General features: G+C 73.2%; 16 protein-coding genes. 13 read left to right on the top strand and 3 right to left on the bottom strand.

The features are described from left to right. Positions 1-116 precede the first annotated feature (116 nt). Both ACFQ8C_RS04880 and ACFQ8C_RS04875 read left to right on the top strand, forming a co-directional pair. Positions 117-1,100 carry a helix-turn-helix domain-containing protein gene (locus ACFQ8C_RS04880; protein ID WP_383452304.1) on the top strand — a complete coding sequence of 328 codons (984 nt, stop codon included), beginning with the start codon at positions 117-119 and terminating at the stop codon, positions 1,098-1,100. 152 nt (positions 1,101-1,252) lie between these two features. Continuing rightward, positions 1,253-1,735: a DUF456 domain-containing protein gene (locus tag ACFQ8C_RS04875; RefSeq protein ID WP_383452302.1), complete on the top strand. Its 483-nt coding sequence runs from the start codon at positions 1,253-1,255 to the stop codon at positions 1,733-1,735. Here the strand turns inward: ACFQ8C_RS04875 and ACFQ8C_RS04870 are convergent. The 3 genes from ACFQ8C_RS04870 to ACFQ8C_RS04860 form a co-directional block, all read right to left on the bottom strand. Further along, positions 1,722-3,083, bottom strand: coding sequence for an AlkA N-terminal domain-containing protein (locus tag ACFQ8C_RS04870; RefSeq protein ID WP_383452300.1), 1,362 nt, complete (start codon positions 3,081-3,083; stop codon positions 1,722-1,724). The genes ACFQ8C_RS04875 and ACFQ8C_RS04870 overlap by 14 nt on opposite strands. Positions 3,084-3,145: 62 nt before the next feature. After that, complete coding sequence (rsgA, locus tag ACFQ8C_RS04865; protein ID WP_383452299.1) at positions 3,146-4,267, bottom strand: ribosome small subunit-dependent GTPase A; 1,122 nt, start codon at positions 4,265-4,267, stop codon at positions 3,146-3,148. Between the two features lie 278 nt (positions 4,268-4,545). Next, the gene (locus ACFQ8C_RS04860) at positions 4,546-5,670 is read right to left on the bottom strand and encodes a YihY/virulence factor BrkB family protein (protein ID WP_383452297.1); all 1,125 of its coding nucleotides are present in this window, start codon (positions 5,668-5,670) and stop codon (positions 4,546-4,548) included. A gap of 17 nt (positions 5,671-5,687) precedes the next feature. Here ACFQ8C_RS04860 and ACFQ8C_RS04855 point away from each other — a divergent pair, with 17 nt between their 5' ends. From ACFQ8C_RS04855 to ACFQ8C_RS04805, 11 genes are all read left to right on the top strand, one after another. Further along, entirely contained in the window at positions 5,688-7,325 is a 1,638-nt protein-coding gene (locus tag ACFQ8C_RS04855) for an acyl-CoA dehydrogenase family protein (RefSeq protein WP_383452295.1), read from the top strand. Between the two features lie 501 nt (positions 7,326-7,826). Beyond that, positions 7,827-9,119, top strand: coding sequence for a GAF domain-containing protein (locus ACFQ8C_RS04850; RefSeq protein ID WP_383452293.1), 1,293 nt, complete (start codon positions 7,827-7,829; stop codon positions 9,117-9,119). A gap of 322 nt (positions 9,120-9,441) precedes the next feature. Beyond that, positions 9,442-10,011 carry a GNAT family N-acetyltransferase gene (locus ACFQ8C_RS04845; protein WP_383452291.1) on the top strand — a complete coding sequence of 190 codons (570 nt, stop codon included), beginning with the start codon at positions 9,442-9,444 and terminating at the stop codon, positions 10,009-10,011. 153 nt (positions 10,012-10,164) lie between these two features. Beyond that, positions 10,165-10,248, top strand: a complete 84-nt coding sequence (locus ACFQ8C_RS04840) for a putative leader peptide (protein WP_311136957.1) — start codon at positions 10,165-10,167, stop codon at positions 10,246-10,248. Positions 10,249-10,374: 126 nt separating this feature from the next. Then, complete coding sequence (locus tag ACFQ8C_RS04835) at positions 10,375-12,072, top strand: nitrite/sulfite reductase (RefSeq protein ID WP_383452289.1); 1,698 nt, start codon at positions 10,375-10,377, stop codon at positions 12,070-12,072. Then, complete coding sequence (locus ACFQ8C_RS04830; RefSeq protein ID WP_383452287.1) at positions 12,069-12,248, top strand: hypothetical protein; 180 nt, start codon at positions 12,069-12,071, stop codon at positions 12,246-12,248. Before ACFQ8C_RS04835 ends, ACFQ8C_RS04830 begins: the two co-directional genes overlap by 4 nt. Further along, positions 12,245-12,961 carry a phosphoadenylyl-sulfate reductase gene (locus ACFQ8C_RS04825; RefSeq protein ID WP_383452285.1) on the top strand — a complete coding sequence of 239 codons (717 nt, stop codon included), beginning with the start codon at positions 12,245-12,247 and terminating at the stop codon, positions 12,959-12,961. The genes ACFQ8C_RS04830 and ACFQ8C_RS04825 overlap by 4 nt, the downstream gene beginning before the upstream one ends. Beyond that, the gene (gene cysC / locus ACFQ8C_RS04820) at positions 12,961-13,527 is read left to right on the top strand and encodes an adenylyl-sulfate kinase (protein WP_383452283.1); all 567 of its coding nucleotides are present in this window, start codon (positions 12,961-12,963) and stop codon (positions 13,525-13,527) included. Before ACFQ8C_RS04825 ends, cysC begins: the two co-directional genes overlap by 1 nt. Beyond that, positions 13,524-14,459, top strand: a complete 936-nt coding sequence (gene cysD / locus ACFQ8C_RS04815; protein ID WP_383452281.1) for a sulfate adenylyltransferase subunit CysD — start codon at positions 13,524-13,526, stop codon at positions 14,457-14,459. The genes cysC and cysD overlap by 4 nt, the downstream gene beginning before the upstream one ends. Positions 14,460-14,461: 2 nt before the next feature. Next, the gene (locus ACFQ8C_RS04810) at positions 14,462-15,805 is read left to right on the top strand and encodes a sulfate adenylyltransferase subunit 1 (protein ID WP_383452279.1); all 1,344 of its coding nucleotides are present in this window, start codon (positions 14,462-14,464) and stop codon (positions 15,803-15,805) included. Between the two features lie 200 nt (positions 15,806-16,005). Continuing rightward, positions 16,006-17,115 (top strand): aliphatic sulfonate ABC transporter substrate-binding protein, encoded by a 1,110-nt coding sequence (locus ACFQ8C_RS04805; protein ID WP_383452277.1) that lies wholly within the window; start codon positions 16,006-16,008, stop codon positions 17,113-17,115. Positions 17,116-17,125: the final 10 nt, after the last annotated feature.

Here is a 17,125-nt window from a genome sequence, read left to right as displayed (position 1 = left end):
GCGGGAATACGCCGTGGCCGATTCCCGCCAGGTCACCAACGGAACGAATGCCTCCGGAGAGCGTGCGCGGAACCTCCCGCGCGCTCCCCCGGAGACACGGCGAGGGGCGGGAACCGATGCTGGGTGCGATAGGACTGGACGAGCGGCAGGAGTCCGCGTACCGGGCGCTGATCGCGCTCGGGGCGGCGGAGGTCACCGACCTGGCGCACCGGCTCTCCCTCCCCGAGCAGGACACCGAGCGGGCGCTGCGCCGGCTGGAGGCGCAGGGCCTCGCCGCCCAGTCCTCGGCGCGCACCGGCCGCTGGGTGGCGGCCCCGCCCGCGGTCGCGCTGGGCGCGCTCCTCACCCAGCAGCGGCACGAGCTGGAGCAGGCGGAGCTGGCGGCGGCGCTGCTGTCGGAGGAGTACCGGTCGGAGGCGGCCGAGCCGGCCGTGCACGACCTGGTGGAGGTGGTGACGGGCGCGAGCGCGGTGGCGCACCGCTTCTTCCAGCTTCAGCTCGGCGCCACCGAGGAGGTCTGCGCGCTGGTCACCGGCAAGCCGATCGCCGTCTCCGGCCTGGAGAACGACGCCGAGGAGCTGGCCGCGGGGCGGGGCGTGGGCTACCGGGTGGTCATCGAGCGGGAGGTCCTCACCCTCCCCTCCGGCCTGCTCGAACTCTCGGCGGCGCTCGGCCGGGAGGAGCAGATCCGGGTCGTCGACCGGGTTCCGACCAAGCTGGTGGTCGCCGACCGCACCCTCGCGATGGTCCCGCTCACCGGCCGGGGCGCCGAGCCGGCCGCGCTCGTGGTGCACGCGAGCGGGCTGCTGGAGTCCCTGATGGGCCTCTTCGAGGCGGTGTGGCGGGAGGCGCTGCCGCTGCGGCTCGGCGCGGGCGCCCAGATCTCCGAGGAGCAGGCCCCCGGCCCGGACACCACCGACCTGGAGATCCTCTCCCTGCTGCTCGCCGGCATGACCGACGCGAGCGTGGCCAAGCAGCTCGACCTGGGCCTGCGGACCGTCCAGCGCCGGGTGAAGGGCCTCATGGAACTGGCCGCCGTCACCACCCGGCTCCAGCTGGGCTGGCACGCGTACGAGAAGGGCTGGGTCGCCAGGAGCTGACCGCCCGCCGCGCGGGCGGTGCGCACGCGCGGGCGCGACGCCCGGTCCACGGGGGCGGGCGCGGCGGGGACCGGTCGTCGGGTATCGGCACGGGGCCACCCCATCGGCCCTCGCGACCTGCGGGAACGGCCCGGGTGGGGGAGGCTGGGCCCGTGGGTGTGTGGCAGCTCCTGATGGTCGCGGCGGTCATGCTCCTCGGCCTGTTCGGGGTGCTGGCTCCCGGTGTGCCGGGCAGTTGGCTGGTGTGGGCCGCCATGCTCTGGTGGTCGCTGCACGAGCAGACCGGCCTCGCCTGGATCCTGCTGGTCTCCTCGACCGCCCTGCTGCTCCTCACCCAGGTGGTGGTCTGGCAGCTGCCGCCGCGCCGTTTCCGGGGCGCCGGCCTCACCCGCAGGGTGCTCGGCCACGCGGGCGCCGGGGCCCTCCTCGGCTTCGTCCTGATCCCCGTGCTGGGCGCGGTCCCCGGTTTCGTCGGCGGGATCCACCTCTCCGAGCGGCGCCGTCTCGGCGGCCACGGCCAGGCCCGCGCCGCCACCCGCGCCGTCATGCGCGCCGGAGGCACGAGCATCCTGGTCGAGCTCTACGCCTGTCTGCTGATCGTGGGGGCGTGGGTGGGCGCCGTCATCCTGGGCTGACCTCCCGATACCGCCGCGCGTACGACCTCCAGGGCGCCCACTCCGAGGCGTCCGGCGCGTCCGGGTCCGGTACGTCCGGGTCGCCGAGGGAGCGGATCCGGATCAGGGCGGCGGCGCGGGCGTCGACGCCGGGTACGGCTCCGAGGACGCGCGCCGCCTCGTCGCGGTCGGCGCCCGGGTCGAGGCGGAGCCCGCCGTCGGTGAGCGCGCGGGCGAGCGGACCGGCGACGGGGTGCGCGGTGAGCGCCCGCGGGGGCGGGAAGAGCGCGTGGAGGGTGCTGTCCGGGGTGTCCGGTCGGGGGCCGAGGGGGGTGCCGGACTCCGTCAGGACGCGGGCGGACTCCTCCGGGCCGAGGACGGTCCGGAGGGCGTACTCCTCCGGGTCCGCGGCGCCCGGCGAGCGGAGCCCCGGCCGGGCGGCGACCGCGGCGGCGAGGAGCGGGTCGGCGCCGAGCCGCTCGGCGACCGCGTACGGATCGGCGTCGAGGTCGAGGAGGCGGCGGAGCCGGTGGACGGCGGTGGTGAGGTCGCGCAGCTCGGCGAGGTCCAGCCGGGCCTCCAGCCAGCGGCCGGGTGCCGCTTCGTCCACGGCGACGACCCCGGGGCCGTACGGCAGCCGCAGGGCGCGCCGGTAGGTGCGGGCGCCGGGTTCCCCGGTGACCTCCTCCACGCCGGGCAGCGCCTCGGCGGCCAGGAGGTCGAAGACCTCGGCGGCGGCGTACGGTCCCCGGTAGGAGAGCCGCAGCGGTACGCCGGTGGCGGCGGCGCGCGGCCCCGGCGCGCCGGCGGTCTCGGCGCGGAGTCCGGTCGGGGTGCGGGCGTAGACGGCGCGGATGGTGTCGTTGAACTGGCGGACCGAGGCGAACCCGGCGGCGAAGGCGATCTCCGTGACCGGCAGCGCGGTCGTCTGGAGCAGGACGCGGGCGGTGTGGGCCCGCTGGGCGCGGGCGAGCGCCACCGGTCCCGCGCCCAGCTCGGCGGTGAGCTGGCGCTGGACCTGGCGGGTGCTGTAGCCGAGCCGGACGGCGAGGCCGGGGACGCCCTCGCGGTCCACGACCCCGTCGCCGATCATCCGGACGGCCCGCCCGACGACGTCGGCCCGGACGTTCCACTCGGCGGAGCCGGGCACCGCGTCGGGCCGGCAGCGGCGGCAGGCCCGGAAGCCGTGGCCCTGGGCGGCGGCGGCCGTCGGGAAGAAGGCGACGTTGCGCCGCTTGGGGGTGACGGCGGGGCAGCTGGGCCGGCAGTAGATGCCGGTGGTGCGGACGGCGAAGAAGAACTCCCCGTCGAAGCGCGCGTCCCTGCTGCTCACCGCCTGGTAGAGGGTGTCGCCCTCGTCGTCCGTCATGCCTCCAGTGTGCGGCGGCGGACCGCCGCGCACCGGCGGGTTTCGGACGCGGGGGTCGCGGGTTACCGGAGCCGGCCCTCGCGCTTGAAGGCCATGGCGGCGCGGCCCTCTGCGCCCTTGCGCTTCCAGTCCTTGAGGATCTCGGTGCGCAGCCGGGCGTCGGTCTTGGCGACGAGCCGCTGGTTCTCCCGGAGCAGCTTGCGGTAGCTCTCCAGCCGGCGCGCCGAAAGCGTGCCCTCGTCGAGGGCGGCGGTCACCGCGCAGCCCGGCTCGGACTCGTGGGAGCAGTCGTGGAAGCGGCACTCGGCGGCCAGCTCCTCGATCTCCGCGAAGGTCTGCCCGACGCCCGCCTCCGCGTCCCACAGCCCGACGCCGCGCAGTCCGGGGGTGTCGATGAGGACCCCGCCGCCGGGCAGCACGAAGAGGTTGCGGGTGGTGGTCGTGTGCCGGCCCTTGCCGTCCACGTCACGGGCCGCCTGCACGGTCATGACGTCCTCGCCGACGAGGGCGTTGGCGAGGGTGGACTTGCCGGCGCCGGAGACGCCGAGCAGGACGGTGGTGCCGCCGGCCACGACGGCCTTGAGCACGTCGACCCCCTCGCCGGTGGCGGAGCTGAGCGGCAGCACCTCGACGCCGGGGGCCGCGCCCATGACGTCCTCGACGAGATGGGAGAGGACGACCGGGTCGGGCACGAGGTCGGCCTTGGACAGCACGACGGTGGGCAGGGCGCCGGACTCCCAGGCGAGGGCGAGGAAGCGCTCGATCCTGCCCAGGTCGACCTCGACGGCGAGCGAGACGGTGATGACGGCGTGGTCGACGTTGGCCGCGAGGATCTGGCCCTCGGACCGCTTGGAGGAGGTCGACCGCGCGAACGCGGTACGGCGCGGCAGGCAGGCCCGTACGTACCGGGGGTCGGAGGCGCCCTCGGGGTCGACGGCGGCCCAGTCGCCGGTGCAGACGACCCGCAGCGGGTCGTGCGGGGTCACGAAGGCGGTGTCGGCGCGGACGATCCCGTCGGCCGTGGCGACGTCGCACTGACCGCGGTCGACCCGGACGACGCGCCCCGGGACCAGCCCCTGGGCGGCGTGGGGCGCGAAGGCCTCGGCCCAGCCGGAGTCCCAGCCGTGGGCGTCGAGGGAGGAAGAGGTGGTGGTGGAGAAGGAGGAGGAAAGCGGGAAAGACAAGGGGGACCCTTCACAGGGGTGGCCCCGGCGATGCGGTGAGTCCGGTAGGGATCAGCCGGTGGCCACGGAGGTGATGTGAACGAACTTCTGCGTGCGGGCAAGGCCCTTCGTGGCGACAGCCATCGGTCACACCTCCTGCGTCTTTCCTGGCGCACGACGTGCGTGCGGGGGTCCGGTGCTCCCGGACGTCCGTGACTCTAACCGGGACCCCGTGGACCGCGCCACGGGTTTTTCCCGGTGTCCGGTCCGCACCCGGCGCGGCACCGCGTGCCGAGGGGTCAGTCCTTCTCCCAGCCCGTGTGGAGGCGGGACTTCACGTCGTCCGGGGGGAGGAAGCGGGACCAGCGCTCGGGGAACTCGGAGGGCATGTCGGGGTCGTCCTCGTCGACGTCCTCCGCTTCCGCGCGGATGCGGGCGACGAGTTCGGCGGCCTGCACCGCGCGGGCGCGTTCGTTGGCCTCGCGGGCGGCGGCGGTGGCGACGGACGGCCAGACGCGGTCGATCGCCGCGTTCACCGCCGCGCCGACGAGGACCGCGAAGGCGGAGACGCCGATCCAGAGGAGGATCGCGATGGGGGCGGCCAGCGAGCCGTAGATCGTCGGGCCCTCGACCTGGCTCGTCAGGTAGATCCGCAGCAGGAAGCTGCCGAAGGCCCACATCGCGAGGGCGACGAGCGCGCCGGGGATGTCCTCGATCCAGGGCGATCTGACGGGGACGGAGACGTGGTACAGGGTCGTCAGGAAGGCGATGGAGAGCAGGATGACGGCCGGCCAGTAGAGGACGGCGACGACGTCGGTGCCCCAGGCGACCAGTTCGACGACCCGGTCGGGGCCGACCACCGCGAGCGGCAGCACCACCGCCCCGATGATCAGCGCCACGATGTAGAGGAGGAAGGCGAGGAGGCGGGTCTTCACGATGCCCCGCTGCCCGTCCAGGCCGTACATGACGGTGATGGTGTCGATGAAGACGTTCACGGCGCGGGAGCCGGACCAGAGGGCGATGGCGAAGCCGAGGGAGACGAGTTCGGGACGTTTCGCCTGGGTGATGTCGTCGAGGATGGGCTGCGCGATCTCGTCGACGCCCCGGTCGGAGAGGACCGTGCCGGCCGCCCGGAGGATGTTCTCCTGGATGCTGGCGACCGTGTCGGTGTTGGTCCAGTCGTCGGCGTAGCCGAGGAGGGCGATGAGGCCGAGCAGCAGGGGTGGCAGGGACAGCAGCGTGAAGAAGGCGGCCTCGGCGGCGAGGCCGAGGATCCGGTACTCGATGCACGAGTTGACGGTGTCCTTGAGGAGCAGCCAGACCATCTTCCGCTTGGAGACGTTGCGGTAGAGGACGCGGGCCCGGTGGAGCCTGCTCCAGGGTCGCCGCTCCGGCCGTTCGGGTGTTTCGCTTGCTGCCTGCACCTGCTTACCGTATCGGCATGGAAGCACGCTCCCACACCGTGACCAATCAGGCTCCGCCCCTGGTGGGGTACGACGTCTTCACATGCGACCGGGCGCTGTCCGAAGCGGTCGGTCGCCACCTGCCCGCGGACCTCCTCGACGGGGCCCGCGAGGAGCTGCGGACACTGGGGCGGGCGACCGGTTCGGAGCAGGTCCGGGAGTGGGGCGAGCTGGCGAACGCCTTCCCGCCGCGGCTGCGGACCCACGACCGGTACGGGCGGCGGATCGACGAGGTGGAGTTCCATCCGGCCTGGCACCGGCTGCTCGGCAAGTCGGTGGCGGCGGGGCTGACCGACGCCTGGGACCGGCCGGGCGGACACGTGCGGCGGGCCGCCGGGTTCATGGTGGCCACGCAGGCGGAGGCCGGGCACGGCTGCCCGGTGTCGATGACGCACGCGGCGGTGCCGGCGCTGCGGGCCGAGCCGGCCCTGGCCGCGGTCTGGGAGCCGCTGGCGGTCTCCCGGGTGTACGAGCGGGAGCTGCGGCCGGCCGCCGGGAAGGCGGGGGTGCTGCTGGGCATGGGCCTGACGGAGAAGCAGGGCGGCAGCGACGTACGGGCGAACACGACGTCGGCGCGGCCGCTGGCCGCCGCCGGCGAGTACGTGCTGACGGGGCACAAGTGGTTCTGTTCGGCGCCGATGTCCGACGCCTTCCTGGTGCTGGCGCGGGCGCCGGGGGGCCTCACCTGTTTCCTGGTGCCCCGGGTGCTCGACGACGGCGGCCGGAACGCCTTCGCGCTCCAGCGGCTCAAGGACAAGCTGGGCAACCGGTCGAACGCCTCGGCGGAGGTCGAGTTCGACGGGACGACCTGGGCGCGCCGGGTCGGCGAGGAGGGCCAGGGGCTGCGCACCGTGATGGGGATGGTGGCGGCGACCCGGCTGGACTGCGTGCTGGGCTCGGCGGCGCTGATGCGGCAGGCGGTGGCGCAGGCCGTGCACCACGCCTCGTACCGCTCCGCCTTCGGCGGGCCGCTCGCCGACAAGCCGCTGATGCGGAACGTGCTGGCGGACCTGGCGGTGGAGTCGGAGGCGGCGACCGTCCTCGGGATGCGTCTCGCGGCGGCGTACGACTCCGGTACGGAGCGGGAGCTGGCGCTGCTGCGGATCGCGGTGCCGGCGGCGAAGTACTGGGTGACGAAGCGGTGCGTGCCGGTGGTGGCCGAGGCGCTGGAGTGCCTGGGCGGGAACGGGTACGTGGAGGAGTCCGGGCTGCCCCGGCTGCTGCGGGAGTCGCCGCTGAACTCGGTGTGGGAGGGCGCGGGGAACATCCAGGCGCTCGACGTGCTGCGGGCGCTGCGGACCGAGCCGGCGGCGCTCGACGCGTATCTGCGGGAGGTCGGGGAGGCGCGCGGCGCGGACCCGCGGCTCGACCGGGCGATCCGCGGGGTCCTCACCGAACTCGCCGACCTGGAGGGCGTGGAGGCCCGGGCCCGGCGGCTGGCGGAGCGGATGGCCCTGGTCCTCCAGGGCGCGCTGCTGGTCCGCTGGGCGCCGCCGGAGGTGGCGGACGCCTTCTGCGCGGGCCGCCTGGGCGGCGACACCGGCTCGGCCTTCGGCACGCTGCCGCACACCCTGGACCTGCGCGCGGTGGTGGAACGGGCCCGTCCGGTGGAGTGAGACCGGCCTCGGACGGGCGTGCGGGGACCGGTCGCGCGCTCGGGAGGGGGCGGGTCCGGGATCGGGGGGACCCGGGAAGCCGGACCGGGAGGCCGGGAGGGGTGCCGGGCGCCCGGGAGGACGGGCCGGACCGGGAGGCCGGACCAGGGGGCTCGGGAGGCTGGGCCGCGCGTACCAGGGGTGGACCGGGCGGCCCGCGGAGCGGGGCGCGGGGTCGGCACGCGCGGAAGGCGGGGGTGGTGCTGCGCCGACACGGCACCACCACCCGCCGTCACCACCCTCACGCACCGGGGCGGGGCGGGGCCAGAGTTGCAAAGGGTTGCAGGATTACCCGAACCGGGCTCCACCGAGGGCTTCCGGACGGCACGATGGACCCGCGACACTGCGAGCCTCGGCCCTGGAGGACAATTCGGACGGGGCCGTACGGCGCCCACGACGCTCCGGTCGTCCGCCCGGGCACTGCAGAAGCGATACGGCACACCGGGGGGCGGGGAGGGACCGATGAACAACACGCGGCTCGACATGAAGCGGCTGGCCACCATGGACGCCGTCCAGGCGGCCCGGCTGCTGCACCGCGTCCGCGAGGAGACCCTGGCCGGACGGACACCGCCGATCGCGCCCCGCGCGGAGATCGACGCCTCCTGGCGGCGGATGGCCCGGCTCGGCCTCGACCCCGACCAGGGGACCAGCAGTGTGCTGCTCCGCCGCGACGAGCTGGAGCAGCGGCGGCGGAGCACCCTGCTCGCCGAGGTGATGCAGACCCTCAGCTCCGGCCTCGCCGGGATCGCCGACGCCTCGCTCCAGATCATGGTGGTCACCGACGAGCACGGCAGGATCCTGTGGCGCGAGGGCCACCCCTCGGTGATGCGGCAGGCGAACGGCATCTGCCTGGAGGAGGGCGCGGCCTGGACCGAGCACACCACCGGGACCAACGCCGTCGGCACCGCGCTCGCCACCCACCGGGCCGTGCAGGTCCACTCCGCCGAGCACTACGTGCAGTCCCTGCACAACTGGACCTGCGCGGCGGCCCCCGTCCACGACCCGCGCGACCAGCGGCTGCTCGGCGTGCTCGACGTCAGCGGACCGGCCTCCACCTTCCACCCCTCGATGCTGGCCCTCGTCGGCTCCGTCGCCCGGCTCGCCGAGGCCGAGCTGCGCGAGCGGCACCGCTCCACGGTCGAGCGACTGCGGGCGGTGGCCGCGCCGATCCTGTGCCGGGTGGGGGGCCGGGCCGTCGCGGTGGACTCCCACGGCTGGACCGCCGCGGTGACCGGGCTCGCCCCGATGGACCGGATCACCCTGCCGAAGGGGCTCGGCGCCGGGCGGGTCTGGCTTCCCTCGCTCGGGCGGTGCACGGTGGAGCCGCTGCCGGGCGGCTGGCTGCTGCGGGTCGAGGAGGACACCCTGCCGGCCGGTACGGAGTCGGGGGCGGCGAGCCGGGTGGTGCTGGACCTGAGCCGGCCGCGCCGCTGGACGGTGGCGGTCTCGGGGGCGGCGGGGAGCTGGCAGCAGGAGCTGAGCCCGCGCCACGCCGAGCTCCTCTATCTGCTGGCGCTGCACCCGGACGGGCGGACGGCGGCCGATCTGGCGGAGGACGTGTTCGGCGACCGGACGAGGACGGTGACGGTCCGGGCCGAGATGTCCCGGGTGCGGCGCACCCTCGCGGGGGTCCTGGCCCACCGCCCGTACCGCTTCCGTGAGGAGATCGCGGTGGAGGTGCTGCGCCCGCAGCACCCGGACGACCTGCTCCCCCACTCGACGGCGCCGGCGGTCCGGACGGTCAGCAGGGTCTGAGCGGGCGCGGGCGGGGCCGAGCGGGCGCCGGGCGCCGGGCGGCGGGGCCGAGCGGGCGCGGGGCGGGGGCCGGGCGGGCGCCGGACGGGGGCCGGGCAGGCGCCGGACGGGCGCCGGATGGGGCACGGTCCGGGTACCGCGGCGCACCGTCCACATGCCGGACACCCTGTCCGGCGGACTCGGGGGCGGACAGGGCGACGGCCCGGAGAGGCCCGGACGACAGCCCCGGGAGGCCCGGCCCGCGGCCGGGGCGGGACCAGGGTGACGGTCGCGACCCCCGGCCGGCCTGGGAATCCGGCGCTCCGCATGATGCGATAAGAGCATGAGCATCACTCTCACCACGTGGTCCCTGGAACAGACCTCGCCGGACGACCTGCGTCCGGCCCGGGTCCCCGAGGGCGACGACATCACCATCCGCCGCTCCGAGGTCCCCTCCCCCGAGTTCAGCCGCTTCCTCTACACCGCGGTCGGCGGCGACGTCCACTGGGCCGATCGCCTGCCGCTCTCGTACGAGCAGTGGAAGGAGGTCGCCGAGAAGCCGGCCGCCGAGATCTGGGTGGCGTACGACCGGGGGACGCCGGCCGGCTACGTGGAGTTCGACCCGCAGGACGACGGGGTCGTCGAGATCATCTACTTCGGCCTGATCGCCGCCTTCCGGGGCCGCGGCATCGGCGGCCACCTGCTCTCCGAGGGCATCCGGCGCGCCTGGGACCTGGCCGAGCGCTGGCCGGACCGGGAGCCGACGAAGCGGGTGTGGCTGCACACCTGCTCGCTGGACGGGCCGCACGCGATGGCCAACTACGAGCGCCGCGGCTTCCGCCTCTTCGACACGAAGACGGAGACGGCCGAGGAGACCGAGACGCCCGGTCCGTTCCCCTGCGCGCACTCCTGACGCCGCACCGGTTCGCCGCGACACCGTGAAAGGGGCCCTGGTCAGGGCCTCTTTCACGTGACCCAGACCACACCGTCTCGCCTAGCGAGACGTTCATGTCCACATACCGGACGATGCTGGACTGGGTCCAAACTCCCGTGACACGCTTCCGCCATGCCTGGAACTGGAACTGCCTTGGTGAGTCGGCGGCACGTCGACCTCGGCCGCATGTCCAGCGCCATCTGTCCGGCGCGCTGAGCAAGCCAGCACTGCCGCCCCTCCCTCTCTGCCCGACCCTGCTGCGCACCGCCGCGCCACTCTCTGTACTGCGCGCGAGTGTGCAGGTCAGAGCCGCCCTCTCGCAGTCCCGAAGGACAAGACGCCATGGCCGCCACCCCGGAAAACCCCACTCCCGCCACCGCCCGCCGCAAGACCGGGCGTCACCGTGGCGAGGGTCAGTGGGCCGTGGGGCACTTCACCCCGCTGAACGGCAATGAGCAGTTCAAGAAGGACGACGACGGTCTCAATGTGCGGACACGTATTGAGACGATCTACTCCAAGCGTGGATTCGACTCGATCGACCCCAACGACCTGCGCGGGCGCATGCGCTGGTGGGGCCTCTACACCCAGCGCAAGCAGGGCCTGGACGGCACCAAGACCGGCGTCCTGGAGCCGGAGGAGCTGGACGACGAGTACTTCATGCTCCGCGTCCGCATCGACGGCGGCCGGCTGACCACGCGCCAGCTCCGGGTGATCGGCGAGATCTCCGAGGAGTTCGCCCGCGGCACCGCCGACATCACGGACCGGCAGAACGTCCAGTACCACTGGATCCGCATCGAGGACGTCCCCGAGATCTGGAACCGCCTGGAGGCGGTCGGCCTCTCCACCACCGAGGCCTGCGGCGACACCCCGCGTGTCATCCTCGGCTCCCCGGTGGCGGGCATCGCCGAGGACGAGATCATCGACGGCACCCCCGCCATCGACGAGATCCAGCGCCGGATCGTCGGCAACAAGGACTTCTCCAACCTGCCCCGCAAGTTCAAGTCCGCCGTCTCCGGCTCCCCGCTGCTCGACGTGGCGCACGAGATCAACGACATCTCCTTCGTCGGCGTCGTCCACCCGGAGCACGGCCCCGGCTTCGACGTCTGGGTCGGCGGCGGCCTTTCCACCAACCCCAAGCTCGGCGTCCGCCTCGGCACCTGGGTCTCCCTGGACGAGGTCCCCGACGTCTACGAGGGCGTCATCTCGATCTTCCGCGACTACGGCTACCGCCGGCTGCGCAACCGCGCCCGCCTGAAGTTCCTCGTCGCCGACTGGGGTCCGGAGAAGTTCCGCCAGGTCCTGGAGGACGAGTACCTGAAGCGGAAGCTGACCGACGGACCCGCCCCGGCGGAGCCGGCCGGCCGCTGGCGCGACCACGTCGGCGTGCACCGGCAGCAGGACGGCAACTTCTACGTCGGCTTCGCCCCGCGCGTCGGCCGCGTGGACGGCCCCACCCTCACCAAGATCGCCGAGATCGCGGAGGCGCACGGCTCCGGCCGGGTCCGCACCACCGCCGAGCAGAAGATGCTCGTCCTCGACGTCGTCGAGTCGCAGGTCGAGTCACTCGTCGCCGCCCTGGAGGCGCTCGACCTGCGGGTCACGCCGTCGCCGTTCCGGCGCGGCACGATGGCCTGCACCGGCATCGAGTTCTGCAAGCTCGCGATCGTCGAGACGAAGGGCCGCGGCTCCGCGCTCATCGACGAACTGGAGCGCCGCCTCCCGGAGTTCGACGAGCCGCTGACCATCAACATCAACGGCTGCCCGAACGCCTGCGCCCGCATCCAGGTCGCGGACATCGGCCTCAAGGGCCAGCTGGTCCTGGACGACGAGGGCAACCGCGTCGAGGGCTACCAGGTCCACCTGGGCGGCGCCCTCGGCCTGGAGGCCGGCTTCGGCCGCAAGGTCCGCGGCCTGAAGGTCACCTCGGCCGAACTGCCCGACTACGTGGAGCGGGTCCTCTCCCGCTACCAGGCGGAGCGCGAGGACGGCGAGCGCTTCGCCACCTGGGCGGCCCGGGCGTCCGAGGAGGCCCTGTCGTGAGCGAGCGCGCCGCCCCGTTCTTCTGCCCCTACTGCGGGGACGAGGACCTCCGTCCGAACGAGCAGGGCCACGGGGCCTGGGAATGCGCAGCGTGCAGTCGAGCCTTCCAGCTGAAGTTCCTGGGGCTCCTCGCCCCGGCGACTTCGAGCGACACCACTGGAGGGGAAGAGATATGACGGTCACTCAGGTCACCAGCGAGACCACCGACGCCGAGCTGAAGGCGCTCGCCGAGCAGGCCGGACGCGACCTGGAGGACGCCTCCGCGCTGGAGATCCTCCAGTGGGCGACCGCCACCTTCGGCCCGACGTTCTGCGTCACCTCCTCCATGGAGGACGCGGTCGTCGCCCACCTCGCCTCGCGCGCCATGCCCGGCGTGGACGTCGTCTTCCTCGACACCGGCTACCACTTCGAGGAGACGATCGGCACCCGTGACGCGGTCGAGGCCGTCATGGACGTCAACGTCATCACCCTGACCCCGCGTCAGACGGTGGCCGAGCAGGACGCCGAGTACGGCCCCGCGCTGCACGACCGCGACCCCGACCTGTGCTGCGCGCTGCGCAAGGTCAAGCCGCTCCAGGAGGGGCTGACCGCGTACACCGCGTGGGCGACCGGACTGCGCCGCGACGAGTCCCCCACCCGGGCCGCCACCCCGGTCGTCGGCTGGGACGAGAAGCGCCGCAAGGTGAAGGTCTCCCCGATCGCCCGCTGGACCCAGGACGACGTCGACGCGTACGTGACGGAGTTCGGGGTCCTCACCAACCCGCTCCTCATGGACGGTTACGCCTCCGTCGGCTGCGCCCCGTGCACCCGCCGGGTCGAGGCGGGCGAGGACGCCCGGGCCGGCCGCTGGGCCGGCCGCGCCAAGACCGAATGCGGGCTGCACGGCTGATGACCATCCCCCACACCCCCCTGGAGACCCCCGTGACCGGTGCCACCGTCTGGCTCACCGGGCTGCCGAGCGCCGGCAAGACCACGATCGCCTACGAGCTGGCCGGCCGGCTGCGCGAGGAGGGCCGCCGCGTCGAGATCCTCGACGGCGACGAGATCCGCGAGTTCCTCTCCGCCGGCCTCGGCTTCTCCCGCGAGGACCGGTTCACCAACGTGCAGCGGATCGGCTTCGTCGCCGAGCTGCTCGCCTCGCAGGGGGTGACCGCGCTCGTCCCGGTCATCGCCCCGTACGCCGACAGCCGCGAGGCGGTCCGCAAGCGGCACCAGGCCGAGGGCACCGCCTTTGTTGAGGTCCACGTGGCCACCCCGGTCGAGGTCTGCTCGGTCCGCGACGTCAAGGGTCTGTACGCCAAGCAGGCCGCCGGCCAGATCTCCGGCCTGACCGGCGTCGACGACCCGTACGAGGCCCCCGAGGCCCCCGACCTGCGGATCGAGTCCCAGAACCAGACCGTGCAGGAGTCCGCGGCGCAGCTCCACGCGCTGCTCACCGAGAAGGGTCTGCTGTGACCACTGTTGCCCACGCCCACGACACCACGGACAGCCCGTTCGCGTTGTCGCACCTCGACTCGCTGGAGTCCGAGGCCGTCCACATCTTCCGTGAGGTGGCGGGGGAGTTCGAGCGGCCGGTGATCCTCTTCTCCGGCGGCAAGGACTCCATCGTCATGCTGCACCTGGCGCTGAAGGCCTTCGCCCCGGCGCCGGTCCCCTTCACGCTGCTGCACGTCGACACGGGCCACAACTTCCCCGAGGTCATCGAGTACCGCGACCGCGTCGTCGCCGAGCACGGACTGCGCCTGCACGTCGCCTCCGTGCAGGAGTACATCGACCGCGGCGCCCTCAAGGAGCGCCCGGACGGCACCCGCAACCCGCTGCAGACCGTGCCGCTGACCGAGGCGATCCAGCAGCACCGCTTCGACGCCGTCTTCGGCGGCGGCCGGCGCGACGAGGAGAAGGCCCGCGCCAAGGAGCGGGTGTTCAGCCTCCGCGACGAGTTCTCGCAGTGGGATCCCCGCCGCCAGCGCCCCGAGCTGTGGCAGCTGTACAACGGCCGGCACGCCCCCGGCGAGCACGTCCGGGTCTTCCCGCTCTCCAACTGGACCGAGCTGGACGTCTGGCAGTACATCCAGCGGGAGGAGATCGAGCTCCCCCAGATCTACTTCGCCCACGAGCGCGAGGTCTTCGCCCGCAACGGCATGTGGCTCACGGCCGGCGAGTGGGGCGGCCCGAAGGAGACCGAGCAGGTCGAGACGCGGCTGATCCGCTACCGCACGGTCGGCGACATGTCCTGCACGGGCGCCGTCGACTCCGACGCCACCACGCTGGACGCCGTCATCGCCGAGATCGCCGCCTCCCGCCTCACCGAGCGGGGCGCCACCCGGGCCGACGACAAGCTGTCCGAGGCCGCGATGGAAGACCGCAAGCGCGAAGGGTACTTCTAACCATGAGCACGTCCACCGAGCAGCCGGCCGCCGAGCTGGCCGCCACCACCCTGCTGCGCTTCGCCACCGCCGGCTCCGTCGACGACGGCAAGTCCACCCTGGTCGGCCGGCTCCTGCACGACTCCAAGTCGGTCCTCGCCGACCAGCTGGAGGCCGTGGAGCACGCCTCGCGCTCGCGCGGCCAGGAGGCGCCCGACCTGGCGCTGCTCACCGACGGCCTGCGGGCCGAGCGGGAGCAGGGCATCACCATCGACGTGGCCTACCGCTACTTCGCGACCCCGCGCCGGCGGTTCATCCTCGCCGACACCCCGGGGCACGTGCAGTACACCCGGAACATGGTCACCGGCGCCTCGACGGCCGAGCTGGCCGTGGTCCTCGTCGACGCCCGCAACGGCGTCGTCGAGCAGACCCGCCGGCACGCCGCCGTCGCCGCCCTGCTCCGCGTCCCGCACGTGGTCCTGGCCGTGAACAAGATGGACCTCGTCGACTACGCCGAGCCCGTCTTCGCCGCGATCGCCGCGGAGTTCACCACGTACGCCTCCGAGCTCGGCGTCCCGGAGATCACCGCGATCCCGATCTCGGCGCTCGCCGGCGACAACGTCGTGGAGCCGTCCGCGAACATGGACTGGTACGGCGGCCCGACCGTCCTGGAGCACCTGGAGACCGTCCCGGTCAGCCACGACCTGACGACCTGCCACGCCCGCTTCCCGGTCCAGTACGTGATCCGTCCGCAGACGGCCGAGCACCCCGACTACCGGGGTTACGCGGGCCAGATCGCGGCCGGCGCCTTCCGGGTCGGCGAGCAGGTCACCGTGCTGCCCTCCGGGAAGACCTCCACGATCACCGGGATCGACGCGCTGGGCGAGCCGGTGGACATCGCCTGGGCCCCGCAGTCGGTCACCATCCGGCTCGCCGACGACATCGACATCTCGCGCGGCGACCTGCTCGCCCCGAGCTCCGACGCCCCGGCGACCAGCCAGGACGTCGAGGCGACCGTCTGCCACGTGGCGGACCAGCCGCTGACCGTCGGCCAGCGGGTGCTGCTCAAGCACACCACCCGCACGGTCAAGGCGATCGTCAGGGAGATCCCGTCCCGGCTCACCCTGGACGACCTCTCCCAGCACCCGGAGCCCGGGCAGCTGGTCGCCAACGACATCGGCCGGGTCAAGGTCCGCACGGCGGAGCCGCTGGCCCTGGACGCGTACGCCGACTCCCGCCGCACCGGTTCGTTCCTGCTGATCGACCCGGCCGACGGCACCACGCTCGCCGCGGGCATGGCCGGCGAGTCCTTCGCCACCGCCAAGGCGGTCGCGACCACCGACGACGAGGAAGGCTGGGATTTCTGATCATGACTCAGGACTTCTACGGATCCTTCGCGAAGGAAGGGGGCCGGGTGGGTTCCGGCGCCCTCGGCGCAGGCAGGGGAGGTGTCGCGCGATGTGCGTGCTGACCGCCTCCGCGCACGGCTGTCGCCGTGCGACGCCGCTCCACCCGCACCGTCGCAAACGCAGACTTCGCATCCACTGAATCGAGGGGAAGACCTCCCGTGCCTGCCACCACCCGTACCACCCCGCTCCGCGGCCTCGCCGCCGCCGCCACGCTGCCGCTGCTGATCGGCGCACTGGCCTCGTGCGGCTACGGCTCCGAGGCCAAGACCGACGAGAAGAAGGTGGCGGCGACGGGCGAGAAGCTCTCCGCCGACGCCGTACGGCTCGGGTACTTCCCCAACCTGACGCACGCCACCGCCCTGGTCGGCGACCAGGAGGGCATCTTCCAGAAGGAACTGGGCGGCACCCAGCTGAAGGTGTCGACCTTCAACGCCGGTCCGTCCGAGATCGAGGCGCTCAACGCCGGCTCGATCGACATCGGCTTCATCGGCCCGTCGCCGTCCATCAACGGCTACACCAAGTCCAAGGGCACCAACCTCCGCATCGTCGGCGGCTCCGCCTCCGGCGGCGTGAAGCTCGTCGTGAACCCGGCGAAGATCAAGACCCTGGACGACGTCAAGGGCAAGCGGATCGCGACCCCGCAGCTCGGCAACACCCAGGACGTGGCCTTCCTCAACTGGATCTCGGAGAAGGGCTGGAAGGTCGACGCCCAGAGCGGCAAGGGCGACGTCTCGGTCCTGCGCACCGACAACAAGGTGACGCCGGACGCCTACAAGTCCGGTTCCATCGACGGCGCCTGGGTCCCCGAGCCGACCGCCTCCAAGCTGGTCAGCGAGGGCGCGACGGTCCTCCTCGACGAGTCGAAGCTGTGGCCGGACGACAAGTTCGTCATCACCAACGTCATCGTCTCCCAGAAGTTCCTGAAGGAGCACCCGGACGTGGTGGAGGCCGTCCTGCGCGGCTCGGTGAAGACCAACGCCTGGATCAACGCCAACCCCGAGAAGGCCAAGGACAGCGCCAACTCCAAGCTGAAGGAGCTGTCCGGCAAGCCGCTCGGCGCCAAGGTCATCGACGGCGCCTGGCCCTCGATCCAGTTCACGAACGACCCGCTGGCCGCCACCCTCCAGGCGCAGGCGGACCACGCGGTGAAGGCCGGTCTCCTCAAGGAGCCCGACCTGAACGGCATCTACGACCTGAAGCTGCTCAACAAGGTCCTCAAGGCCGAGGGACAGCCCGAGGTCTCCGACGCCGGTCTCGGCGCCAAGTAACAAGCCAACC

Origin of the sequence: Streptomyces sp. NPDC056503, assembly GCF_042794995.1 — a bacterium.
Taxonomy (GTDB): Bacteria; Actinomycetota; Actinomycetes; order Streptomycetales; family Streptomycetaceae; genus Streptomyces.
The sequence above is the reverse complement of the archived record's forward strand: the minus strand, read 5'-3'. Positions and strand labels throughout refer to the sequence as shown.